Origin of the sequence: Bacillus sp. 17RED48 (assembly GCF_019837545.1) — a bacterium.
Lineage (GTDB): Bacteria > Bacillota > Bacilli > Bacillales > Bacillaceae_G > Bacillus_A > Bacillus_A wiedmannii.
This window is the reverse complement of record NZ_JADAXG010000003.1, coordinates 57,946-81,911: the sequence shown is the minus strand read 5'-3', so window position 1 is coordinate 81,911 and position 23,966 is coordinate 57,946. Positions and strand designations below refer to the sequence as shown.

Here is a 23,966-nt window from a genome sequence, read left to right as displayed (position 1 = left end):
TCTAGTCTTCTACTTTTTCAAATAATAGCGCTAACCCTATTCCACCACCAATTCCTAACGTCGCAATTCCATATTTCATATACTCCCTTTGTGCCTGATAAAACAATCGTGTTACGAGCATAGCACCAGATGCACCGTACGGATGACCGAGCGCAATTGCTCCACCATTGACATTTAATTTTTCATACGGAATTTGTAACGTCTTTGCACAAGCAACAACTTTTGAAGCGAACGCTTCATTTATTTCAAAATAATCGATGTCCTCTACTTTTACATTCATTTCGTTTAATAATTTGTTTACCGCAAATATCGGACCAGTCCCCGGAAGATTTGGATTTACTCCCACTACAGCACTATGAACGAAACGAAGAACAGGCTTGTATCCTAATTTTCGTGCTTGCCCCTCTTTCATTACAAGAACGGCACATGCTCCATCATTTACACCGCACGAATTACCTGCCGTTACTGTACCATTTTGTAAAAATGCGGGCTTTGTTCTTTTAATCATTCTTTCATAATTCATTTCTCGTTTTATAGCTTCGTCAAAAGATCCATTAAACGAAAGTATCTCATCTTGTAAATATCCATTCTCTAATGCTTGCAGTGCCCGTTTATAACTAAGGCAAGCATACTCGTCTTGCATTTCTCGCGTTATATTATAACGCTCTGCAACATATTCAGCCGCCACTCCCATATTAGGATCACCAATTGTTTCTGGTGAAAATCGCGCTCTATTTTGAAAAGGTGATGTACTTGTACTCTCTACTCCTCCTGCAATATAACAATTACCTGCGCCGCCTTGAATGAAATGACATGCAGTACGAATCGCTTCCAATCCGGCACCACAATATTCCCTAATATGACATCGTCTATTTCTCTCTCAATTCCTTTACTTAAAAACGTAAGAAGCGGCGTTACTAATTGCTGAACTTCATAATCTTTCAACATCCCATTCTTCTTACCAATAGGTGTCCTTTTTGCTTCTACAATAACCGCTCTATTCATATATTTTCTCCAGGTTTTCAATCATATTTTTTGCTGCAATACGAGCGATTTTCCCGCTATTTGTATACGGTATTTCATCTACAAAATGCCATTCTTTCGGTATTTTAAACGAGGATAATCGTTGTAAGCAAAAACTTTTTAATTGTTGCTTCGTAGCACTTCCTTTTACGATAGCGACAGGTTTTTCACCCCAATAACTATCTTTCACGCCAACTACAACTATTTCATCCACAGCTGTATGTTCATGTAATACACTTTCTATTTCTTCTGGGAAAATATTAATTCCTCCAAATAAAATCATATTCTTCTCTCTACCTACTATATATATAAAGCCTTCTTCATCTTCATAACCTACATCTCGCACTGTCATCCAGCCATCCGCAGTCAACTCTGGAACTAAAACCTTATCCAATATGTAGCCCATAAAAAACTGATCACTTTTCACATAAACAGTTCCTATCTCGCCTTTCTGTACTTCTTCTCCTGCTTCGTTACATATTCGAACTTGCACATTGTGACAAGGTTTTCCTACTGAATTTGGCCTTCTATCACTCTCTTCATCAACTAGTGCTGTTACAAAACTTAGTTCCGATGCACCGTAAAATTCATATTTTTGCGCATAAGGAAATATACTCTTTATTTTTTCTTTCGCTTCAGCTTCCCATTTCGCTCCTGACGAAATAATTTTCATTCCATTTTCTATTACTCTATTTTCTTTATATAAAGATTCTAGCATTGTCGGAACTGTATACATGACCGAAACGTGTTCCGTTTCTAACTTATCCAGCACTTGATCTGGAATAAACTTTTTCATAATATGCACCGTTTGCCCTACATATAATGCACTTATTGCACCGTATAAAAAAAGAGAATGAACGAGCGTCCCAGCTATTAAAATAGAATCTTCTTTTTTCATATGGAAGTCATGTATATTGCAATCAAAACTATGAACCCACGATTGTTGTGCACGTAAAAATGCTTTTGCCTTTCCAGTCGATCCTGATGTAAATCCCATATAAAACGGAGCATTTTGTACACTTTCTACAGGATTATATGTAGGAAGATAGTTCTCTATCATTCTTTTCCACTCATCAATTTCAATTACTCTTCCTTCTTCATCCGGTAGATCATTTACCTTATATCGCTCTGTCACAATTATAGCCGGGTTACTGATCGCAATTCTTTCTTTGAGCTCATACTCTTTCCACTTTATATCTAACGGCACACAAACCCATCCGGCCATAGCAGCACCAGCAAATAGTTGTAAAAACTCCATACTATTTTCTAATACAATTGCTATCGTTTTATTCTGCGATTCTTTTTCATTCAACCAGTTTGCTACTTTACATACTGACTCAAACCATTCTTTAAATGTTAATACTCGATCATTTTCCTTTATTGCTATTTTATTTGTTTGTAAAGAGGCATACTTTTTATATTCTTTTGTAATCCCCATTTGAGACGTCCTTTCTTTACAAAATAATAAAAAGAAACACGCAATGAACGTGTTTCTTCTCTTTCTTATCCCGCATTTGTATATTTCCCACTCTTGAGAGCAGGCGTAATAATATGTTTCAATGAACGATGTAATTTCGTTACAAGAATTGCTGCTATAATCGCTTTTATGCAATCACCTGGTAAAAATACGGCACTTACTTTCATCGTCTGCCATATAGAAACATCCATAAAGAAAGCTTGTACAATGATACCAAATACATAAACTACGAAAATACCACCAATTATATTAATACATAATACCTTTATTATAGAGACTTCACGTAAACGCTCAATTAAATAACCAATGACAAACGCTCCAACGATATAACCAAGTAAATATCCTGCACTTGGCCCAACAAATACGCCTGGACCACCGCGTCCACCAGCAAGTAATGGTGCTCCAACTCCAACTATAAGTAAGAAAATAAGCTGACTTAACGCACCAAGACGTGATCCTAACAATCCACCAGCAAGCATAACACCGAGTGATTGTAATGTAATCGGAACTGGTGTAATAGCAAGAGCAATTGGAGGTATTAACCCTAACACTCCCATAATAGAACTAAATAAAGCGACGAAAACTAGGTTTTTTGTATTCATATTTGCTTCTCCTATTTGTAAACTTAAAACGATTTTTAGATAACATATTATAGGAGTTATATTATCTTTCTATTTAGTCTTTGTCAACTTATTTTAAATATAGGTTTACAAATATTTTTTCAATTATTTCTCTTTATGCAAATGCTCAAGTTCTTTCCGAAGCGCCTGTTTTAAAAACTTCCCAACAGATGTTTTCGGTATTTCTTCCATAAATACAATATCGTCTGGTAACCACCACTTCGCAAACTGTGGTTTTAAAAACTCATATATTTCTTCTTTTGTTACTGTACTATTTTTCTTTTGAACGACGCAGGCAATTGGTCGCTCTTGCCACTGCGGATGAGGAACGGCAACGACAGCTGCTTCAAATATAGCATCATGTGCCATTAATGCATTTTCAAGGTCAACTGAAGAAATCCACTCACCTCCGCTTTTAATAACATCTTTCGTACGGTCAACAATTTTCACGCAGCCTTCCTCGTCAACCGTAACGACATCTCCTGTATATAACCAACCATCACGAAAACCTTCGACAGTACGTTCATCGTTATAATAACTTTCAGCGATCCAAGGTGCTCGTAAACATAACTCTCCCATCTCAGTACCATCCCACTTCACTTCACCGTTTGTACCGACTACTTTCATCTCTACACCAGGGACAAGATATCCTTGTTTTGAGCGGATTTCTAATTGCTCTTCATATGATAATTCTGTTTCATAACTTTTTAAACGTGCAAGTGTTACGAGTGGGCTTGTTTCAGTCATACCATATGCATGTACGAAAGGAACATTATATTTTTGTTCAAATGCTTTAATAACGCTTTTCGGTGCAGCAGCACCACCGCATAATATTCTCGTTATACTAGATAAATCGTAACTATTATTTTCTAATTCTTGTAATACGCCGAGCCAAATTGTCGGCACACCTGCTGCTATCGTTACTTTTTCAGCTTGAATCATCTCTAATAAAATTTTTGGAGTAAACATTGGTCCGGGCAGAACTTGTTTAGTTCCAAACCAAGTAGCTGCAAAAGGAAGCCCCCAAGCGTTCACATGGAACATCGGTACAATTGCCATCGCCGCATCACTTTCCGATAAAGCAGCTGTATCCGCTAAACCGAGTGCCATACAATGCAGTACAGTACTACGATGCGTATATACAACACCTTTTGGATTTCCTGTAGTCGCTGACGTATAACACATACCAGCAGGTGTATTTTCATCAATATCTTTTACAAATTGGAAATTCGGATCGCCTTCTTCTAATAGTTTTTCATAATGATATACAGGTTCTAGCGTAGTATTGGGAAGTTCATCTTTATCAGTCATAATAATGTAGGCTTGTACAGTTGATAATTGTGATTGAATATTTTCAACGAGTGGTACGAGATCTTCATCTATAAGTAGAATTCGATCTTCTGCGTGCTGAATAATGTATGAAATATGTTGAGGAGATAAACGAATATTAATTGTGTGTAAAACGGAAGCAATACCAGGAATAGCAAAATATGCTTCCACATGTCGATGATGATTCCACGCTAACGTTCCTATACGCTCGCCTTCTTTAATTCCTAATTTTTTTAACGCACTTGAAAGTCTTCTCGTCCTTTCACCTAACTGCTTATACGTTAACGTCGTAACTGTATCATGTGTCCGTGAAACAATTTCTTTCTTCGAAAACAGTTTCTCTGCTCTTTCCATCATAGAACTAATTGTTAGCGGTACATTCATCATCATATTGGTTACATCCCCCTTTAAAGCGTTTTCATTTTTCGTTTATTATAACAGACTTTTACGAATAATTACGACATTTTTCTGTATTTTCTGAATTATTTCTTTGGAAATAATTCAGAAAATACTAAGAGAAAATATATTAAAATTCTTTCTTACGATATATAAATATCGAAATGAAATAAGAAAAGATATATATGATAACGCCAAATGTTGTATATAGAATTGAAACGTATACAGATGAATTTAAATTTGATATTGGAAATTGTTCTATTAGATATCCAATTACACTTTGTAATCCAAAATAAGTAACAAGTCCCCCACATGCGCCTCCAATTGTAATAGCATCAGATTTTTCTGCTCCAAAAACATAGAGAAGCGGATAAGCTATTGCTCCGGCATTAAGAATGATGAACGTCCCTAAAGAAACACTCTTAAATATACCATCATCAATTGGTGTATCTGAAACTAAACCATGTACATAAAATATGCCATACGATAATAAAGTACCAATAATTACAACTAAAAAATAGAAAAGGTAGTGACTTTGCACAATGTCATTTCTAGTAACCGGTAAAGTAAGTACATATTTTTCATCCCCCGACTTACTCTCATATTTAATAACTTCAAGTGCAGGAATCGCAGCAAATAAGATAATGAATGTAGCAATTAAACGGTACATTGAAGCATTACCAAAATAAAAAACCAATCCCGCTCCTAATATCGCTATTCCCATGAACGTAAAGAAAGTTCGATACACTAGATAATAGTTTGTCAATAATAAACCTTTCATTTATTTTTCACTCCTCGTTAATAAAATACTTATTTCTTCTATCGAAATGGTTCTATGAGCAATCCCATTTGGTAGTTTATGCACATCTGATACAAGTACATTGAAATAAGAACCATTATTCCTTTTCACCACAACTATATCTTTGTTGATTAAAGTTAGTTGTTCCTCATCAACATCTACAATGGCATAATTGTCCAAAACCTTATCCTTTTCTTCATTCAATAAAATTTCTCCATCTTTTATCACAATAAGGTGACTAGCTATTTTTTCTACATCACTCATAATATGTGAAGAAAGTAATATACCACCATTACTTTTATTCACAAAACTTTTTAATTCCTCTAACACCTCCTCCCTAGATGAAGGATCAAGACCTCCTGTCGCTTCATCTAGAATTAATAATTTTGCATTATGCGACAATGCAACAGCTATAGTTAGTTTCATTGACATTCCACGCGAGAATTTACCTACTTTCTCATTAGTAGGTAAAGAAAAAGTATTAACTAATCGATAAAAATTATCTTGATCCCAAGATTCAAACATCTTTTTAAAAACTTTGTTTAATTGCTTTATCGTAAGATGAGCCGGTAGATTCATAGCATCAAATACGACTCCAATCTTCCCCTTATTCTTGGCATCTTTATTTATATTCTCTTCACCAAATATTTTTACTGTACCGCTATCTTTAGAAATTAATTCTAGTACTGTTTTAAATGTTGTTGATTTACCTGCCCCATTGTCACCAATGAATCCAATAATTGCCCCTGATGGCACATTGAATGTAACATCTTTTAAAACAACGTTGCTTCCAAATGATTTACTTAAATTTTTAATTTCTAGAATGTTTGACATCATTTCACTCCTATCTTAGCTTTTAATAAAATAGATTTTCTCCTATTAAAAATTATCCACTTTATCTCTCACTTTCTTTTTTAGTTTAAAAATAATACGATTGCTATATTCTTTATTCTCTACTAAAATCCGATACATCTCCCACACTCCTACAACACGAACAAAAAGATAGACTCCAATCGCAATAAGTACAACACAGTACGGATAATACTGCACTAATTCTCCTGAAGTGATATGCTTTTTCTCAAATAAAAATGGTATCGCTCCTGCTGCTATAAAACAAAATCCAACGATCATTACTGCAGCATACTTTTTCTTAATTACTTCATATCTTTTTGTCAATTCTTTTAGAAAGTTTTGATCAAATAGTAGTTCTTCTTTTTTCAATACATTGTATCTACTCTCTTCTATCGTTACAGGTACCATCATTGCTCCAATTCCAAGGACAGCAATGATAATAACAAGGAATGTCGAAATTGTTGCATTTTCTTTAAATAATAAATACGGTATTGTAGATAAAATGAGCAAACTAAATCCTAGCGCAATATATTTAGAAATTTTTTGCCCATACACTATATACCCTTCTGCCATTTCCTGACTTACGTAATAGCCCTCCACATTTTCATTACTTTGCTCAGCAGTTTCTTTTAATAAATAGTCGAGTGATACTTCAAATACATTTCCAATCATTATTAACTTTTCAGTTTCAGGAAATCCTTGACCGTTTTCCCACTTACTAACTGCTTGCCTTGTTGTGTTTAATTTTTCAGCTAACGCTTCTTGAGAAAGACCCTTTTCCTTTCTTAATTTAAAAAGCTTTTCACCAAATCCCATATGTGTGTCCCCCTTTGTTTTCTTACCTAAATTGTATGTAAACATTGCCCTTATCTCTATCTTCCTGCGGTTGCACTTTGTCAACTTACGGTTGCGATTGTGTTATTTAGCGGTTTTGTATACGATTTAGCTATTTTCCCCCATGATTATGGGGCGTTAATTATATAACCCATCTCAATAACAAATTATAACAATTAAAGGTAATTATTGTTATACAAAATCAAAAAACTCCCTTGTTCATTTAAAGGAGTTTTCGATATAAAATATTTCAAGAGGACTAATATTGATTCACAATTTCTTCTATACATTTTTGTACGTTGTGCAACGATTAATAAGCATCCCACACAGTATATGTTGTCATCTCTTTATATAAGGCATACTCACATATATGTAAAATATTACTCCTATTAATTTCCCTAATAAAAACACTTCTCAATAATCATAACGGCTTCTGCTTAAACTTTTCATAATTTCGTACTTTTAATAAAAGGATATTCCCGCAATCTGTACAAATATAAGCATCTACTGGTGAAGATGTAAACATCGTCTCATTTTTCCGTATTTGTGCATATCCGACAAACTCACCTTCTCCTATATTTTGAGAACCACAATTAGAGCATGTCTGCACGCCTTTCTGTTTCATGAGAGCACCACCTTTAATCTGTTTCCACTCCCTTCGACAGTTCACTTCCATTTTCCTTCCAAAAAACCTCTTATTCTCTTACATTTCAACAGGAATCTCATAACATACATCGTATATGTACTATGAAATATATTTATTAACGGAGGAATTTTATGAGTACTATTATGACGCTCAATACAGCACAAGAAATTGAAAGCGCAGAAATACATATGCTTTCTTCTAGATTAAAGGCACTACAAGCAATAAACGGAAATCCAATGCAAGTACAAATGAAAAAGTTCGGGAGTGCCACTGCCTTTTCATCAAAAATAATTGCTGGTCCTGCTTTTAATACGGTAAAAGGGATTACATTTACAAATACAGATGAGATAGATGAAATCGTCTCTTATTATCAATCGCTACAAATCCCTTGTCGTTTTGAAATTACACCCGCTCAAGGTACAGCCAAATTATTTCAATACTTATCTCAAAGAGGATTTTACCAATCCAGCTTCCATACCGCTTTATATAGTATACCGAGAGAAGACCCTTCCCTTCTTCCTTCTAACATTTCAGTACGCGAACTAAAAGAAAATGAATTTCATATTTTTGCAGACATATACGTACGCGGATTTAACATGCCATCCTTTACAAAAGATGGCGTCCATCAAAATAACGAAATTCTCTACAATAAACCTGGCTGGCATTTTTTCATAGCCGAAGTTCAAAACACTCCTGCGGGTATTGGTGTCCTGTATATAAATAATGGGATTGCATCATTAGCTGCTTCTGCTACTTTGCCAGAATTTCAGCGTAAAGGCTGTCATACTGCATTAATTCAAAAACGAATAGAGACGGCTATTGAATCCAACTGTAACTTAATAGTTGGACAAACAAGGTTCGGTAGCAGCAGTCAAAATAATATGGAACGTGCCCATATGAAAATTGCTTATACGAAATCAATATGGACTGCAAAAGACATGTAATTTATATTCTTTCTCTTCTCATTACAATTTTATACATTTTATGACACTTTCTTTTCTATCCTATTAATCATTTGAATATTCAAACTATATTTGTTACGCTATTACTAGATACATCATTCAACTTGCAATATGAAAAGAGAATTCTAATCAAACTACAAGGAGGAGAAATGTATGACTAAGAATGATCATGGTTTAAAGGAAAAAGTAGAAGGTGCCATTGATAAAGTAAAAGGTGAAGTAAAAGAAGTTGTCGGGAAAGTAACTGACAATAAGAAATTACAAGCTGAAGGAAAATGGGATAAAGTGAAAGGCACTGCTAAAGATACGGTTGGTAATGTAAAAGAGAAAGTACATGAATATAAAGAACATAAAGAGAATAAATAAAAAAGAACAAAGATGTATGGTGGTGCAAGTAGGGAGTTACTAGATCCGAGAAAAAAGAATTTGTATTTTATATTTACCTGTAAAATCATTTTAAAACGACAAATAGATGCCTTCAGGCATCTATTTGTCTATAAACAGCTATTTTTCTTCTACTATATAACTTCCTAATCACTGAGGCTTCTCCTTACCAACATTCCCCAACATAATACCTTTGCTAGAGTAAAAGATCACTTTGTGAAATTTGGTTTTAGGTCGCCTGTATACGGTTCGTGCTCAACAAAGATTTTTATATCTTTTCCATTCGCATCTTTCCCGATTCTTGTATACGTAAATTTCTCTTTATTTAACTCTGTAAGTTCAAGGACCGCACCATATTTATTATTTCCTAACGAAGCGTGAGCTCTTATTTTATTACCATGTACAACATCGAAGAAACCATAATCCCCACGACTTACCCCTGTGTTCACATTAAAAAACTCATATTTATTTGTATTTTTATCATATTTTGCTAGACTGATTAAGTTTGAGTTGTATTTTGTTACATTATTACCCTGTTCGTCTAATACCACCGTTCCGTTCCATAGTGTACTAGATAAAATTTCATCTCCATCAACGTCTGTAACTATTTTCCCTGTCGAGCTTTCTAAATTTTTATCAGGTTGCGTGAAAGAAAGTTCTTTTTCATGGTAAGGAACATGTTCAACAAATACTTCTACATCGTTCCCTTTTGCATCTTTCCCCATTCTTTTATATGTAAATTTCTCCTTGTCTAATTGCGTTAATTCAACAACTGCCTGATAATTTTTCGTTTCAGAAATTAACACTCTTTTCTTTCCATCATTCGTTATAAAAAAGGTACCGCTATCATTACGACTTTCTCCTGTACTTGCATTAAAAAATTCATACCTTGCAGTTTTAGCATCATATTTTGCAAGCCCGATGAAATTTTGATTTTCTTTCGTTACATCATTATGATCTTTGTCATAGACTTTTGTCCCTTTCCAATTTGTTTCACCAAGTATGCTAGCTAGTAGTTGCCCTTTCGTTTGTTGAGTTTGTTTAGTTTCTTGTATTGCATTGTATAAAAATTGTGCGTACTGTTCACGCGTCACATCCATACTTGGAGCAAATTTCCCTCCTCCTACTCCTTTTGCAATATTATTTGTTTGAACAGCACTAATTGCATTTCTTGCCCATGAGTTCGTTGAAACATCATTAAAAGTATGATCACTCTTTGCCTTTAAATGAAAAGCATTTGTAAGAACTTGTGCCATTTCTGCACGTGTTAAGGATGCCTTCGGTCTAAAGTTCCCATGCTCGTCACCCGTAAAAACGCCCATTTCTGTTAAAGATAAAATTTCCTTTATATAGCTTGTCGAATCTTCGCTTACGTCCCCATATGGGTTCTCATAATTTTTGTTTTCTGCCATATTAAAATAACGATACATTAATGCTGCAACTTGTTCGCGTGTTACGTTATCTCCAAAACCAAATCTTCCATCATCATAGCCAAAAATAATTTTCTCACCTGTTAATTGATGAATCGCCTCATATGCCCAGTGCCCCTTTGGAACATCTTTGAATACATCAGTATGACTCGTTTGTGGTGGAACCTCTTCTGCTTTTACCTCTCCATTTTTTTCACTCAATAGGCTTCCACCTAAAACTGCTGATATGATACATGTTTTTAAAATCGTTTTATTCATAGCTTCCCAATCCCTTCATTTAACAAAGAATTACACCACTTATCTTCCAAAAGAAGATTCTATGTGAGCAATTCATGTTTTACATTTTGATTACAGCTAATTGGTTACACCTCCAAAGTTCTTTTTCGTAGTATCCATAGCTGTTATATATAGGAATTATAAATAGCAACTATAAATTGCCCATAAATAAATTATTAAAAAAAGATAAAATTAAGATAATATATTTTTAATCTCAATCTAAAAAAACGTTATTCTTTCTCATCTAGCCTGTTAAGAAAGAATAACGTTTTTAGTTCTAGGGTTCTTTTTGACAAAAAAAAGAGAAACTTTATTTTATATGCCAAAAAACAACTTCACGGCCTTTTCCAAACAGAACATCGGAAAAAGCCGTGGCATAATACTTATTTTATAATTGATGGAATACGGCCAAAACGGCTCTTTTTACTTCCCTTCACTCTTCTCTAACACATACAAATCTTCTTCAATATTAGATAGTTTCTCTGTTACAAGCTTTCTAGCATCTCCAATTGCTTGATTGTATGCAAATGGTCCTACTAATTTAATCATTTCTTCTATTAATCGCTCTGCTTGGAAACGTCCAATTTCATCTAAATCTTCTTCAACGAAAAATTGCTGGATTTGTGCCACAAGCTCTTCTTTTTTATCATTTGGTATTTTTATATTCATCATCATTTATGACTCCTCTATATTTAAGATAGTACGTTTCTTAACTCTACCATAGAAAAACGCTTTCCAGGACAACTTTTTGTAACGCCTTCTAGCTCCCTATGACCGAGTATATTTTCTTTCTTTATAGCAAACTGCTTCATAAACATTTTACATAAAAAATATAATGCATTTATTTGTGCGGTAGTTGGATCATATTTGTCAAAATTACCCGTCATACATATTCCAATTGTATCCCTATTATTATCTTTCGCATGTGCTCCAATATGTAAACCTCGCCCTTCGACTACAGTTCCATCTTCTTCAATAAAATAATTGTAACCGATCCCGCTCCACCCTCTTACTTTTTGATGAAATTCATGTGTTTTATACACATCCCATCCATCTTCGGATGTATGGTGGATAATCAGTTTATTAACTTTCTCTAAAGGAACTAATTCATCTTGAAATGTTAAATTAACACATTTAATTTCCATTCGAACATCCTCCCCTTAAAAATCAATGATCATAATTGTTTTATCGTCTGGCCTTATTCTCTTTTCCTCTTCTAGCTCTTCAATAATTGCTACATATTCATTTATACTATTCTTTCTTATATATGCAACAGTTTGTTCAAGTGGCCAATCTGGGTGGAATAATCCGTCTGAACAAAGAAAAATCCCGCTCACTTCATCTATATGTAGTTCACCATGTTGTAAATAATGTATCGCTTCTTTCATTCCATTCGCAACGGAGTACCCGCCCTGCATATTTGCAAGATAACGATTATATTTTAACTGTTCTCGCACATCTTGAAAAACATGTTCTTCTGGTACAGTTAACCCTTTATTACGGTCTTCTTCCCTCTTCTTTTTTGCTCGTTTACTAATTCCTTCAACCGTGTCTTGCGTTAATACTTGCATCGTCCCATTTTGAAGTATTGCGACAATCATACAGTCCCCTAACTGTGCGTATTCAATTTTCTCACCATCTATTTGAACTGCCGCAATACATGTACACCACAAATGCTCTTTCTTTCTCGTATCTACTTCATACTCTAACATTTTCCTTTGCAATGCTTCATTTGCTTTTGCAACAGCAACTTGCAAACTATGATTTTCACGTAATGAAGCAAAATAACTTGCAAATAAATGCGAAGCGATGTATGCTCCATTATGTCCCTTTTCATCACGAAACGGGACGAGCGGTGTTGCACCATCACATACACCATACATCTTTTTTTCTTCATTACAAAAATAAGAATCCTCACATTCTTGCTTCAACGGGCTTTTCTGTTGATACGTTTTTACCTTCATATCTGTATCCCCTTCCAAATGATAAAATACTCGAATTCTTTTGATTAATCTAATTTTCCGAAATAAACTGTTTTTACCCAAAACTTTCAATATCATATATAATCTTGAAATAATATGAATTTTTTAGTGAAGGACGGGAAAGAGATGGTCAGATTTCTTGGTGTTATTATCGGTTCTATTATTATTGCGATTGCATTTAATCTTTTCCTTATCCCCCACAAAATTTTAAGTAGTGGAATTGGCGGAATTGCTATTATTTTAGGGATTGTAACGCCTGTAAACACAGGTATTATTAACTTTGTATTAAACTTACCTATCCTTATTCTAGGATACATAGGTCTTGGAAAAAAAGTGATTTTTAACACGATTATCTCTGTTATTGTATTATCTGTTGCATTATACTATGTTCCAGTGAAAGTCGTAGCAACAGATCCACTTTTATCATCTATCTTTGGTGGTGTCATTGCTGGGGCTGGTATCGGTCTTGTTTTTAACTGTAATGGCTCAACTGGTGGATTTGATATTATCGGTATGCTATTGTCTCGTAAAAGAGATATTAAACTTGGTGGATTCCTTATTATTTTAAATGCAGTCGTTGTAATAATTGCAGGATTCTTCTTCACTTGGGATGTTGCTCTTACAAGCTTACTTTCAATTTATGTAACTGGTAAAGTGATCGATGCTATTCATACGAAACATCGAAAGGTTACACTTATGATTGTAACAAATGAAGCAGAAAAAATGAAAAAACAACTTCTTTCAACTGTTGTACGTGGAATTACATTACTTGATGGCGAAGGTGCTTATTCCAGCGAAAAAAAACGTGTACTTATGACAGTCGTTTCTCGTGAAGAATTAGCAAGTATGAAATTAACAATTTCCGAAATTGACCCTCATGCATTCGTTAACATTACCGAAACTGTTGAAGTATTAGGTTTGTTTAGAAAAAGTTAAAAAACTAGGTGGATTTCCACCTAGTTTTTATTTTCCATAAATTCAATTCGATTTCCGAACGGATCTGACACATAAAATCTAATTACATCTGGCCGTGCATGATCATCTATTACTTCAATACCTTGCTTTATTAACTCTTGTTTAAATTCATCAATTTTTAAAACATAAAAAGCTGGATGCGCCTTTTTAGCTGGGTTGAAGTTTTGCTCAACTCCGATATGAATCTCTTGATTTCCACACTTAAACCAGCACCCACCACGCTTCTTTAATTCCTCTGGCTTCGGTATTTCCTCCATACCAATTTTATTACCGTAAAACTCTCGTGCTGCTTCTTCACACCCTACAGGCGCAGCTACTTGCACATGATCGATACCTTGAATATAATTTCTCATTTTCTCTCCCTCTCTTCTACCCTAATGTTATAAAGAAAACCTACTCCTGTAACTTACAAAAGATTTATAAAACAATATAAGCTCCCCTTATTACGACCTTACACTCACTTTTCCAAAATAAAGAAAACAAAATTTATTATATAACTTCCATTTTTTATAGAAATACACATTACATCTATATTATAGTTATGGATAGACAAATCTTTTTAGATGCTATTTGTACGGAGGAACTATTATGAGTCGTAAAAAATATTCATCAACTCAAAGAAAACGTCATCCGAACATTTCTAGACGTTTGCGAAACCATATACAAGATCGTTCATTAACAGAAATGTACGCATCTCTGTTCAAACACAATCCTGATAGTATTATTTCATTAAATTTAGAGGGAGTTATTCTACATATAAATCCTTCTGCCGAAAAAATATTAGGTTACAATTCTTTAGAATTAGAACAGAAAAATATTACCTCTATTTTAGAAGCTCATATTTCTGAGCAAGTATTACAAAATATAAAGAATACTGGAGCAGATAATCAACAAGAGTATATTTTATCTATTTATCATAAAAATGGATTCTTATTAGACGTCGTGACAAAACTAGTTCCTATTTTTGTCCAAAATCGTCTAACTGGCGTATATGCCATTATGAAACCTCTTGAGAAATCAGAAAGAATTGAGAATATGCTAAAAGAAAGTGAGAAGAGGTTACGTACATTAGTGAACTCCATGCCTGCGTTTGTTATATTTAAGGATCATGAGGGGCGCTGGCTTGAGGCAAATGACTACGCACTTTCTTGCTTTAATTTCCATCATGTACCTTACCACGGAAAAAAAGATAGTGAACTCATTCAATATAATGAAGCGTACCGAGAAGCTTTTTTACATTGTGAAGAAGTCGACGAACTAGCATGGCAACAAAGACAAATTCTTCATGGTGAGGAATTTATTATACATAGAGATGATTTCGACCTAATCTTAAGTATATCGAAAGTTCCACTTTATCATCCTGACGGCTCGCGAAAAGGTCTTATCGTCATGGGAAGAGACGTTACCGAGCTAAAAGAAACGGAAAAGTTATTACGAAAATCAGAAAAGCTCGCAGTAGTCGGACAACTGACAGCTGGAATCGCCCATGAAATTCGAAATCCACTCACTTCTCTAAAAGGTTTTCTAACATTGCTACTCCCTGAAATAAATGAAGAGCAGAAATGGTATATCGATGTTATGTTAAGTGAAATTTCACAAATGGAATCTATCACAAGTCAATTTATGGCGATGTCTAAACCACAAGTATTATCTATCCAAACTTGTAACATACAAACTTTAATTGAAGAGGTAGTTACATTTATTTTACCAACTGCTATTATGCATAGTGTTCACATCATTATGGATCATTTTGATTACAAACATGATATTCAATGTGATGGTAACCAGTTAAAACAAGTTTTTATAAATATATTAAAAAATGCGATAGAAGCAATGCCAAATGGCGGAAATATTTACATCCAAACAAAGCCATTTGAGGATACCTTCATCTTAATACGTATTATCGATGAAGGTTGTGGTATCCCAGAAGATCGTATCTCTCGTTTAGGCGAACCATTTTATAGTTTAAAAGAAAAGGGAACTGGACTAGGATTAATGATGTGTTACAAAATAATTGAAGAACATCATGGTAAATTACACATTTCAAGCGAATTAAATAAAGGTACAATTGTTGATATTCAACTACCGCTTTCTTCATCTCACCTTGCAATCCAGTCGTAAATAATAAAAGAAGCATCTGCTAGTTGTTAGCAGATACTTCTTTTTTAAAATGCTTTGTCATACCATTCTTTTGCTTTTTCTACTTCGCCCATTGTTAATTGATGTCCTCTATTTTCCCAATGCATTGTTACAGTAGCGTTTGCATTTTCTAATATTACCTTCAATTCCTCAGACTCTGCTGATGAACAAATTGGGTCATTTGTCCCAGCAGCAATAAATACGGATTTCCCTGCTAAATTAGGCAATTGTGTTCCTCTTCTAGGCACCATTGGGTGATGGAGCACAGCGCCTTTTAATGCATTAACGTAATGGAATAATAAGCTTGCAGCAATGTTTGCTCCATTTGAATAACCGATAGCTACAATGTTATTTCTATCAAATTCATATGTTTTTGCAGCTTCATCTAAAAACTCGTTTAATTCCTTCGTACGGAAAATCAAGTCCTCTTCATCAAAAATACCTTCTGCCAATCTACGGAAGAAACGTGGCATGCCATTTTCTAATACATTTCCTCTAACACTTAATACAGATGCTTCCGGATCAATTATTTCTGCAAGTGGTAATAAATCTAATTCATTACCACCTGTACCATGAAGTAATAACAACACTGGTTTTGACGTATCTTTTCCTTTTTGAAACACATGTTTCATCATAATCCTCTTCCCCTTTCAATCACTTTTCGTCTAAATTTCTCACTTCAAATGGTAAAAGTGTTTGTTCAATTTGTTTTCTATGTGGTTCATATTGCTCCGGTAACTTTAATTCCTCACCCATCGTCTCTAACGATTCGTCATGAGCGAAACCAGGAGGGTCTGTTGCAATTTCAAATAAAATTTCGCCGTGTTCTCTAAAATAAATTGCGTTAAAATAATTTCGATCTTGTACAGGAGTTACGTGATATCCAAAACGAGACGCATGCTCTTTCCAGTCTAGTTGATCATCATCATCACTCGCTCTCCAAGCAATATGATGGACTGTACCAATACCCATTTGGCCACGCCCGATTGTCGATAGCCTCAAGTCGATAATATTCCCAATATCAGCAGAAGAACGGAATCGAACGAATTCACCTTCTTCTCCCATTTTCTCAAGACCCATAACATGCTCTAACAATTCAGCTGTGTTTTGAGGTTGTGCAGATAAAAGAACAGCACCGCCAAATCCTTTAATTGCTACTTCTGGCGTAACTTCTCCAAAAGTCCAATTATTTAATACGCCTTCTTCTCTTTCTACTAATTCTATATGCAAACCATGTGGATCATCAAATTCTAAATACTGCTCTCCAAATCGAGTCATTTTTGTATACGAAATATCGAATTTTTCTAATCTATTTTCCCAAAACTCCATTGCACCTTTTGGTACGACATAAGACGTAATGCCAACTTGACCGTCCCCAATAATACCTTGACGAGCACCTGCCCATGGGAAAAACGTAATGATTGTTCCAGGCTTTCCTCCTTCATTACCAAAATAAAGATGGTACGTGCCTGGATCATCAAAATTCACTGTTTGTTTCACTAAACGTAACCCTAATATACCAGCATAAAAGTCTACATTTTCTTGTGGGTGTCCTACGATTGCTGTAATGTGATGAATTCCCATTGTTTTCTTTTCCATTTTCTCCGCCCCTTTTTATTTCATTTTAAAAACTTTTATACATTAAAATTCATTATTCATTTTGTCCATACTGCAAAGTAAAATCCATCGTTATGATTTTATCTTGAATTCGAGATAAAATACACGAAATTACATATCATTCTCTATCTTTTTAAAATTATCTCGAATTCGAGATAATTACCCAAAAAATTTTTCCATCTAACATCATTAAGAAATCATTACTTAAAATTTAAATTATCTTGAATTCGAGATTTATTATAAGTTACTTATTTTTTATTGTCAATAATTCCTTATTTTCATTTGAAATGAAAATAGAGTAAACGTCAGTTATCGTTTACTCTATTCGCTAATTATTTCGTTTCTTCTTCCAGCACTGCTTCCATCTCATTAAATTCACGATGAATTGCTTTCACTGGTTCTTTCGTTAATAAACTTACAACAATTACAGCTAATAAACTACAGAAGAATCCAGGTACCATTTCATACATAGTCGCTTTTAAACTTGGAATTTGCACCCAAGTAATAACAACTGCTGCACCTACAATCATACCGGCAAGAACGCCCCATTTGTTCGTTCTCTTCCAATATAAACTTAATAAAATAGCGGGTCCGAATGCTGAACCAAAGCCTGCCCAAGCATAACCGACAAGTGTTAAAATTGTATCACTTGGATGATACGCTAAAACAACTGCAATCATAGCTTCTACTAACACTGACAGTCTACCGATAAATACAAGTTCTTTGTCACTTGCGTTACGACGGAAGAATGTTTTATAGAAATCTTCCGTTACAGCACTTGAAATAACGAGTAATTGCGAGGAAATACTACTCATAATCGAAGCCAAAATAGCTGATAATAAAAACCCAGTAATGTACGGATGGAATAAAATGTTTGAGAATGTTACAAAGACCATTTCTGGGTCTTGTAACGTCGCATTATTTTTAGCATAATAAGCAATACCAATTAGACCAGTAAGCATTGCACCTATAATTGAAATCGTCATCCAACCGATACCGATTCTACGAGAAGTTTTTAAATCTTTAACAGAGGTAATTGCCATAAAGCGAACAATAATATGCGGTTGACCAAAATACCCAAGACCCCATGCTAAAAATGAAATAATACCAAGAATTGTAGTACCTTTAAACATATCTAAATGCGATGCATCAACTTGGTTAATCGTATTGAATGTTTCTGTTACACCACCGACATCTGTAAAAGCTACAATTGGCACTAATACAAGAGCAATAAACATAATACAACCTTGCACAAAGTCGGTCCAACTTACTGCTAAAAAGCCACCGAATAGTGTATAAGCAACAACGACAACGACAGTTACAAATAAACCAATTTTATAATCAAGGTTGAAAGAATTTTCAAACAAACGTCCACCTGAAACTAAACCAGCCGACGCATAAAATGTGAAAAATATTAAAATGACGATAGCGGAGACAAAACGAAGTATTTTCGTACGATCTTTAAACCGATTTTCTAAAAAATCCGGAATCGTAATTGAATCATTTGCCACTTCTGTATACGTTCGCAAACGCGGGGCAAGAATTAAATAGTTTGCATAAGCACCTATTAATAAACCTATCGCAATCCATACACTTGATAATCCTGTTGCATACATCGCACCAGGTAATCCCATTAGCATCCAGCCACTCATGTCAGAAGCACCAGCTGATAAAGCTGTAACTGCTGGACCGAGTCCCCTTCCGCCTAACATATAATCTGATAAATCGGACGTCTTCTTATAAGACCAATAACCGATATACAACATACCTGCCATATAAATAGCAAGCGAAACCATAATCTCAATCTTCACCAAATCTCTCCCTTAGTTACATAAGCCATTCAAAATTTCGAAAAATGACTTTTTCTATTTTCTTGTTTTCGCTTATGGTTCCCTACCTTAACAAACATTTTTTGTTCTTTCAAGTGAACAAACCCTTTTCACTACATGTGAAAACCTTTATAAACGCCTTTATCCCAGTGGATTACCTGGCTTTCAAAATAAATTAAAGTAATAATATTCAAAAAAATAAAATACCGTTTTTTTCACACTTTATTCTCATTCACTTATCAGACAAATTTTAAAAGAAAAAAGCCATACGAATGTATGACTTTTAACTTATTGGCATTGCAATTTTCTCTTTCTCTACATATACTTTACGAAATTTCATATAGCAACCAATGCGCCAAGGTACTATATAACAAACTGCAAGAGTATAAAAAAGAATGCCGATTGACTTTGGATCTAAACCTTGCAAATGTCTTCTAAAATAAGCACGTAAAAGAACGATAACTAAAAATGTAGCAATAAAAGCGATACTTTTTTTTGCATAAATATGACCATCTTCTCTGATTTCATATCCACTTAAAATAATAAGTGGAATTGATAATAACAGTCCAATTCCAGCAGCTATACCAATTTGCCAAACAGCAAGTTGTATCGGTGTAGCATATAAAGAAAAACCTGGTAATAAAAAGAATAATGGCAATAGTAGTCGTCTTCCTTTATTTTTAATTGGGCGATTCATAGAACGCATGCGCCTAAATATAACGAGCCCTATGACGAGTAAAAAAATTGTAATACTGTATGAACCTTGCTGCAAGTGAATCTCTCCCTAAAAATAGTCATTTTTAAAAATACTCCCCTATTATACTCCTAATTTTTCCAAACGATATGATTATTCCTCTGAAAAATCTTACATATTAAATATACTTTTAGGTTTGATTTACTATAGGAAACAATTCCGAAAGAGGAACTACTCTTCCCATCTCATCTTTAAACACAATATGCTCTCTCGTTAAATGACGCGGACTCTTTACTCCCGCTGCTGCCGCAAGTGAAAACAAACTATATCTCATACTTATTATATAGTTCATGACCCGCCACTTCTTCTCATACGGATCTAACGCTTTTTGATAATGAGGATTCGTCGTCGCCACACCAGACGGACATTGCCCAGAATTACATTGAAGCGCCATTATGCAGCCACTTGCCATCATAAAACCGCGGGCTGAATTTACAGCATCTGCGCCAATAGCTAAAGCAATTGCCACTTTATCTGGTGTAATTAATTTCCCCGAGGCAAAAACTTTGAATTTGTCCCGAACATCATAATGATTCGCTGTATCAATACATGTCAGTAACGCTGGAATAAGCGGCATCCCCATACTATCTGCCATCGATTTATACGTTGCACCTGATCCACCTTCTGAACCATCAACTGTAATGAAATCTGGATAGATGTTTAACTCTTTCATCGATTTGAATAAATCTTCCAACGGCTCTTGCTGTCCAATTACAATCTTCATCCCAACTGGTTTACCGCCGTTTTCTTGCAAACGTTGAATAAAATAAAGTGTATCTACTGCATTCTTTAAAAATGGAAATCGATTCGGTGAATTAATCGTTTCTCCTTCTCGCACATTCCGAACAGAAGCAATTTTCTCATTTACTTTTTGTCCCTCTAGATGACCACCACGTATTTTCGCACCTTGCCCAAATTTCAATTCGAATGCTTTAATATTGCTTTCTTTTGCTTTCTCCATAAATTTCTCCATTGAAAAATTACCATCCTCGTCACGATATCCAAATAATCCTGGACCAATTTGCGCAACGATATTTGCACCTGTATGTAAATGTTCTGGAATAACGCCACCTTCGCCAGTATTAATCCACGATCCGCCAGCCATCTTCGCACCAAACCCGCTCGCTAAAATATAATTTTCGCCAATCGCACCGTAAGAAGTTGCTGATGCGCCAAACATGCCATACAGTTTCCACGGATATTTGCGGTTGTCACCGACGATAATTGCATCGTCTTCTTCGTATAACCAAAGATTCGTTGTATCCGCTGTCAATTTTTCTCTTCGTGAAAATAACCCTTCTTTATGAATCACATACTTTTTCCCTTCACGTTCTTTCGTTACATTCATACTTAATTCATCTGTTAATTTCGGAAATAATGTATTAGCGATATAATATCCAGATGCATCAAAATCTCGTTTTGATCCAAAACCGAGTATTTCTGAACGGTATTTTGCTAGAAACATTACACTTTGAAAATCATAACGTGAAAAGGGCTTTCCATCCGTATCATGATCAAACCAATATTGCCTAAATTCCGGCCCTATCTTTTCAAGTAAATAACGCATCCTTCCTAAGTATGGATGTAACTTTAATATAGAATGATGCGTCCGTTTTTTAATAAAAAATGTAATAATAAAAAAAATGATTAATAGTAACATCAATAAGAGCAATACACTAATAATAACGAGTAGCGTTTCACTCATCCCGCTTCCTCCTATGAAAATCCATAATAAAAGGAGAACACCTGATGTGTTCTCCTTTTATCTTTATTCAAATTAAAGTAGCAAGATGCTCTTTCGCATCATATTCAACTAAACTTTCAGCATTTTTAATTCGATGAACAAAATCTGGATTAGCTATTAAAGGTCTTCCGAATGCCACTACATCAATTGTTCCTTCTTGCAACGCTTCTTCAGCCTCTTTCGGATTTAAATTCCCTACTCCTACGATCGTACCATCCCAATATTTTCTTACTAATTGATGAAAGTTTTTTCCGTCAGCAATAACTGCCGTATAATTCATCGTTGAAGGGTGAATCATCGTTAATCCAACTTCTTTGAACATAGTTACAAACGTTTCAATTGCAAGCTCAGGGTTTTCCCACATATAAGTAGGATTATCACCTTTGAAAGCAGAGAAGCGAAGAAGTGTTTTATTAGCTCCAACAGCTTCTATTACAGCCTCCGTTACTTCTTTCATAAACGTTAACCTTTCCTTTAAGTCTCCGCCGTATTTATCAGTACGCTTATTCGCAAACTCATAAGTAAATTGATCGATTAAATATCCGTGTGCACCGTGTATTTCTACTCCATCAAATCCAGCTTCGATCGCGTTTTTCGCGGCTTGTGCGTATTGACCGATCACTTCTTGTATTTCTTCTAACGTCATTGCTTCTGGCGTATCAAACGGTTTACGAAAACGTGGAACATTTCCCTCTGCAGCGATAGCAGACGGTGCTTGTGGCATTTGCCCACCAATTATTTCGTGATGACTCATACGTCCAACATGCCATATTTGAGCAATAATCGTTCCGCCTTCTTTATGTACTGCCTCTGTAACAGGCTTCCACGAATCGATTTGTTCTTGCGTATAAATTCCTGGCACTCCCGGATTCCCTTTTGCTCTTGGGCTAATGACGATTCCCTCTGTAATAATTAATCCAACTTCATCAGCTGCACGCTTTCTATAGTACTCGACTACATCAGTACCAACGACTCCCGTTTCATGATTCGCGAAACATCTCGTCATCGGTGCCATTGCTATGCGATTACGAAGAGACCAAGATCCAATTTGAATCGGGTCAAATAACTTCGTTTCTTCAATATTTTCAAAAGATCCCCAAGCGTTTATATTTGTTCCTTCATAAATACTTGCTGCTTTATTATTTGAACTTGTCATTTTTCTTCCCCCTAAAAAATTCTTACTATAATCGCATCATACTTACTTTTAGATAGTAACGTCAATTTATACGCTCTTATGTAGAAATATTCGCATAATAAAACTAACTGTTTTTTAACTTTAAGGGTTCTGGTATTCAAGACTCTTACTGTCTATTTTTATATTCAGTAAGTGGATGAGAAAAATACTTGTTAAGTGGATGTTTTCTTTTCTTCTAGTTTTATTACTATAGAATATATTGGTAATTGTTTTTCAAACTATTTACTAAAAAAAACGATTTCCACTGTACTATATTCAAACTTACAGTTACGAGGTTTCAATCATTCATTTGTTTTTTATTATACAAACAAAAATTTTAGGAACGAATAAAAGACTCCTACATAGTTGAAAGTATTTTTTCTATTTATCCGTTCCTAATCCCCATGAAAAAAGGAGCTGTCATATAGTCGATAATTCGACTATATGACACTCCTTTTTAGTTGACCGTATATGGCTAACAATTCATTTATCTCTTTAATATAAAGAATATAAACAATTATTATCTCTTCACATATAAAAAATTCCTTAGCAGTAGAAGTGAGAGTGGTTCAGTATTCTTCTAAAAATAATAACTTATAAACCTAAAACAATGAAAGCCCTACCTCTCTTTCATCCTTACGGCTCCTCGTCCGTGCCAGTGTGAATCAGGATTGCAAAAATCAAGTAACTATTCTATCGAAGTGTTTAATTAAACTTCGAATAT

22 protein-coding genes and 2 pseudogenes are annotated in these 23,966 nt (G+C 34.7%); 4 read left to right on the top strand and 20 right to left on the bottom strand.

Features of this window, described 5'->3' with window-relative positions; all coding sequences use genetic code 11:
* Position 1: 1 nt before the first annotated feature.
* The 9 genes and pseudogenes from ILT06_RS13345 to ILT06_RS13310 all read right to left on the bottom strand — a co-directional run bounded on the left by ILT06_RS13345 (position 2) and on the right by ILT06_RS13310 (position 7,955).
* Positions 2-1,005: pseudogene (locus ILT06_RS13345) on the bottom strand (acetyl-CoA C-acyltransferase).
* Positions 998-2,461, bottom strand: coding sequence for an acyl-CoA synthetase (locus tag ILT06_RS13340; RefSeq protein WP_088047029.1), 1,464 nt, complete (start codon positions 2,459-2,461; stop codon positions 998-1,000). Before ILT06_RS13340 ends, ILT06_RS13345 begins: the two are co-directional and overlap by 8 nt.
* 65 nt (positions 2,462-2,526) lie before the next feature.
* On the bottom strand, positions 2,527-3,102 hold the full coding sequence (locus tag ILT06_RS13335; protein WP_001093321.1) for a biotin transporter BioY: 576 nt from the start codon (positions 3,100-3,102) through the stop codon (positions 2,527-2,529).
* Positions 3,103-3,225: 123 nt separating this feature from the next.
* Positions 3,226-4,839, bottom strand: coding sequence for a long-chain fatty acid--CoA ligase (locus ILT06_RS13330; RefSeq protein ID WP_064476991.1), 1,614 nt, complete (start codon positions 4,837-4,839; stop codon positions 3,226-3,228).
* Between the two features lie 136 nt (positions 4,840-4,975).
* Positions 4,976-5,626 (bottom strand): ABC-2 transporter permease, encoded by a 651-nt coding sequence (locus ILT06_RS13325; RefSeq protein WP_222655179.1) that lies wholly within the window; start codon positions 5,624-5,626, stop codon positions 4,976-4,978.
* The gene (locus ILT06_RS13320) at positions 5,627-6,478 is read right to left on the bottom strand and encodes an ABC transporter ATP-binding protein (RefSeq protein ID WP_088047028.1); all 852 of its coding nucleotides are present in this window, start codon (positions 6,476-6,478) and stop codon (positions 5,627-5,629) included.
* 45 nt (positions 6,479-6,523) lie between these two features.
* Positions 6,524-7,312 (bottom strand): helix-turn-helix domain-containing protein, encoded by a 789-nt coding sequence (locus tag ILT06_RS13315; protein ID WP_064476994.1) that lies wholly within the window; start codon positions 7,310-7,312, stop codon positions 6,524-6,526.
* Between the two features lie 331 nt (positions 7,313-7,643).
* Positions 7,644-7,748 (bottom strand): annotated as a pseudogene (locus ILT06_RS33055) (GNAT family N-acetyltransferase); the annotation flags it as partial.
* A gap of 3 nt (positions 7,749-7,751) precedes the next feature.
* The gene (locus ILT06_RS13310; RefSeq protein WP_222655178.1) at positions 7,752-7,955 is read right to left on the bottom strand and encodes a hypothetical protein; all 204 of its coding nucleotides are present in this window, start codon (positions 7,953-7,955) and stop codon (positions 7,752-7,754) included.
* Between the two features lie 152 nt (positions 7,956-8,107).
* On the opposite strand from ILT06_RS13310, the gene ILT06_RS13305 reads away from it, so the two are divergent.
* Together ILT06_RS13305 and ILT06_RS13300 are read left to right on the top strand one after the other, a co-directional pair.
* The gene (locus tag ILT06_RS13305; protein WP_064476996.1) at positions 8,108-8,920 is read left to right on the top strand and encodes a GNAT family N-acetyltransferase; all 813 of its coding nucleotides are present in this window, start codon (positions 8,108-8,110) and stop codon (positions 8,918-8,920) included.
* Positions 8,921-9,091: 171 nt separating this feature from the next.
* The gene (locus ILT06_RS13300; protein WP_016077378.1) at positions 9,092-9,304 is read left to right on the top strand and encodes a CsbD family protein; all 213 of its coding nucleotides are present in this window, start codon (positions 9,092-9,094) and stop codon (positions 9,302-9,304) included.
* 227 nt (positions 9,305-9,531) lie between these two features.
* On the opposite strand, the gene ILT06_RS13295 is transcribed toward ILT06_RS13300, so the two are convergent.
* The 4 genes from ILT06_RS13295 to ILT06_RS13280 form a co-directional block, all read right to left on the bottom strand.
* A complete protein-coding gene (locus tag ILT06_RS13295; protein ID WP_064476997.1) occupies positions 9,532-11,010 on the bottom strand; it encodes a DUF4822 domain-containing protein in 1,479 nt (492 codons plus the stop codon).
* A 441-nt stretch (positions 11,011-11,451) separates the two neighbouring features.
* On the bottom strand, positions 11,452-11,703 hold the full coding sequence (locus ILT06_RS13290; protein WP_001983516.1) for a DUF2164 domain-containing protein: 252 nt from the start codon (positions 11,701-11,703) through the stop codon (positions 11,452-11,454).
* Positions 11,704-11,720: 17 nt separating this feature from the next.
* Complete coding sequence (locus ILT06_RS13285) at positions 11,721-12,173, bottom strand: peptidoglycan recognition protein family protein (RefSeq protein WP_064476998.1); 453 nt, start codon at positions 12,171-12,173, stop codon at positions 11,721-11,723.
* Positions 12,174-12,188: 15 nt separating this feature from the next.
* The gene (locus tag ILT06_RS13280) at positions 12,189-12,992 is read right to left on the bottom strand and encodes a protein phosphatase 2C domain-containing protein (protein ID WP_088047026.1); all 804 of its coding nucleotides are present in this window, start codon (positions 12,990-12,992) and stop codon (positions 12,189-12,191) included.
* Positions 12,993-13,106: 114 nt separating this feature from the next.
* On the opposite strand from ILT06_RS13280, the gene ILT06_RS13275 reads away from it, so the two are divergent.
* Positions 13,107-13,946: a YitT family protein gene (locus ILT06_RS13275; RefSeq protein ID WP_141669153.1), complete on the top strand. Its 840-nt coding sequence runs from the start codon at positions 13,107-13,109 to the stop codon at positions 13,944-13,946.
* Positions 13,947-13,966: 20 nt separating this feature from the next.
* Here ILT06_RS13275 and ILT06_RS13270 read toward each other — a convergent pair whose 3' ends face one another.
* Positions 13,967-14,338: a VOC family protein gene (locus tag ILT06_RS13270; RefSeq protein WP_001246933.1), complete on the bottom strand. Its 372-nt coding sequence runs from the start codon at positions 14,336-14,338 to the stop codon at positions 13,967-13,969.
* 235 nt (positions 14,339-14,573) lie between these two features.
* Between ILT06_RS13270 and ILT06_RS13265 the strand changes: the two genes are divergently transcribed.
* Positions 14,574-16,106 carry a BA3702 family sensor histidine kinase gene (locus tag ILT06_RS13265; protein WP_064477001.1) on the top strand — a complete coding sequence of 511 codons (1,533 nt, stop codon included), beginning with the start codon at positions 14,574-14,576 and terminating at the stop codon, positions 16,104-16,106.
* Positions 16,107-16,150: 44 nt separating this feature from the next.
* Here ILT06_RS13265 and ILT06_RS13260 read toward each other — a convergent pair whose 3' ends face one another.
* The 6 genes from ILT06_RS13260 to ILT06_RS13235 all read right to left on the bottom strand — a co-directional run bounded on the left by ILT06_RS13260 (position 16,151) and on the right by ILT06_RS13235 (position 23,224).
* Positions 16,151-16,759 (bottom strand): alpha/beta hydrolase, encoded by a 609-nt coding sequence (locus tag ILT06_RS13260; RefSeq protein WP_064477002.1) that lies wholly within the window; start codon positions 16,757-16,759, stop codon positions 16,151-16,153.
* 19 nt (positions 16,760-16,778) lie between these two features.
* Positions 16,779-17,723: a ring-cleaving dioxygenase gene (locus ILT06_RS13255; protein ID WP_064477003.1), complete on the bottom strand. Its 945-nt coding sequence runs from the start codon at positions 17,721-17,723 to the stop codon at positions 16,779-16,781.
* 350 nt (positions 17,724-18,073) lie between these two features.
* The gene (gene putP, locus ILT06_RS13250) at positions 18,074-19,552 is read right to left on the bottom strand and encodes a sodium/proline symporter PutP (protein WP_142289322.1); all 1,479 of its coding nucleotides are present in this window, start codon (positions 19,550-19,552) and stop codon (positions 18,074-18,076) included.
* Positions 19,553-19,853: 301 nt separating this feature from the next.
* Positions 19,854-20,342, bottom strand: a complete 489-nt coding sequence (locus ILT06_RS13245) for a CcdC protein domain-containing protein (protein ID WP_064477005.1) — start codon at positions 20,340-20,342, stop codon at positions 19,854-19,856.
* Between the two features lie 112 nt (positions 20,343-20,454).
* Positions 20,455-22,029: an FMN-binding glutamate synthase family protein gene (locus ILT06_RS13240; protein WP_064477006.1), complete on the bottom strand. Its 1,575-nt coding sequence runs from the start codon at positions 22,027-22,029 to the stop codon at positions 20,455-20,457.
* Between the two features lie 67 nt (positions 22,030-22,096).
* On the bottom strand, positions 22,097-23,224 hold the full coding sequence (locus ILT06_RS13235; protein WP_088047022.1) for an alkene reductase: 1,128 nt from the start codon (positions 23,222-23,224) through the stop codon (positions 22,097-22,099).
* Positions 23,225-23,966 lie beyond the last annotated feature (742 nt).

What these genes read in the sequence shown, in the direction of transcription:
- ILT06_RS13325 (WP_222655179.1), bottom strand. Translation starts at nt 5,626, where the DNA reads ATGAAAGGTTTATTATTGACAAACTATTATCTAGTGTATCGAACTTTC.
- ILT06_RS13310 (WP_222655178.1), bottom strand. Translation starts at nt 7,955, where the DNA reads ATGAAACAGAAAGGCGTGCAGACATGCTCTAATTGTGGTTCTCAAAAT.
- ILT06_RS13235 (WP_088047022.1), bottom strand. Translation starts at nt 23,224, where the DNA reads ATGACAAGTTCAAATAATAAAGCAGCAAGTATTTATGAAGGAACAAAT.
- ILT06_RS13275 (WP_141669153.1), top strand. Translation starts at nt 13,107, where the DNA reads ATGAATTTTTTAGTGAAGGACGGGAAAGAGATGGTCAGATTTCTTGGT.
- ILT06_RS13315 (WP_064476994.1), bottom strand. Translation starts at nt 7,312, where the DNA reads ATGGGATTTGGTGAAAAGCTTTTTAAATTAAGAAAGGAAAAGGGTCTT.
- ILT06_RS13300 (WP_016077378.1), top strand. Translation starts at nt 9,092, where the DNA reads ATGACTAAGAATGATCATGGTTTAAAGGAAAAAGTAGAAGGTGCCATT.
- ILT06_RS13265 (WP_064477001.1), top strand. Translation starts at nt 14,574, where the DNA reads ATGAGTCGTAAAAAATATTCATCAACTCAAAGAAAACGTCATCCGAAC.
- ILT06_RS13330 (WP_064476991.1), bottom strand. Translation starts at nt 4,839, where the DNA reads ATGATGATGAATGTACCGCTAACAATTAGTTCTATGATGGAAAGAGCA.
- ILT06_RS13280 (WP_088047026.1), bottom strand. Translation starts at nt 12,992, where the DNA reads ATGAAGGTAAAAACGTATCAACAGAAAAGCCCGTTGAAGCAAGAATGT.
- ILT06_RS13285 (WP_064476998.1), bottom strand. Translation starts at nt 12,173, where the DNA reads ATGGAAATTAAATGTGTTAATTTAACATTTCAAGATGAATTAGTTCCT.
- ILT06_RS13260 (WP_064477002.1), bottom strand. Translation starts at nt 16,759, where the DNA reads ATGATGAAACATGTGTTTCAAAAAGGAAAAGATACGTCAAAACCAGTG.
- ILT06_RS13335 (WP_001093321.1), bottom strand. Translation starts at nt 3,102, where the DNA reads ATGAATACAAAAAACCTAGTTTTCGTCGCTTTATTTAGTTCTATTATG.
- ILT06_RS13270 (WP_001246933.1), bottom strand. Translation starts at nt 14,338, where the DNA reads ATGAGAAATTATATTCAAGGTATCGATCATGTGCAAGTAGCTGCGCCT.
- ILT06_RS13290 (WP_001983516.1), bottom strand. Translation starts at nt 11,703, where the DNA reads ATGATGATGAATATAAAAATACCAAATGATAAAAAAGAAGAGCTTGTG.
- ILT06_RS13340 (WP_088047029.1), bottom strand. Translation starts at nt 2,461, where the DNA reads ATGGGGATTACAAAAGAATATAAAAAGTATGCCTCTTTACAAACAAAT.
- ILT06_RS13295 (WP_064476997.1), bottom strand. Translation starts at nt 11,010, where the DNA reads ATGAATAAAACGATTTTAAAAACATGTATCATATCAGCAGTTTTAGGT.
- ILT06_RS13305 (WP_064476996.1), top strand. Translation starts at nt 8,108, where the DNA reads ATGAGTACTATTATGACGCTCAATACAGCACAAGAAATTGAAAGCGCA.
- ILT06_RS13320 (WP_088047028.1), bottom strand. Translation starts at nt 6,478, where the DNA reads ATGTCAAACATTCTAGAAATTAAAAATTTAAGTAAATCATTTGGAAGC.
- ILT06_RS13255 (WP_064477003.1), bottom strand. Translation starts at nt 17,723, where the DNA reads ATGGAAAAGAAAACAATGGGAATTCATCACATTACAGCAATCGTAGGA.
- ILT06_RS13240 (WP_064477006.1), bottom strand. Translation starts at nt 22,029, where the DNA reads ATGAGTGAAACGCTACTCGTTATTATTAGTGTATTGCTCTTATTGATG.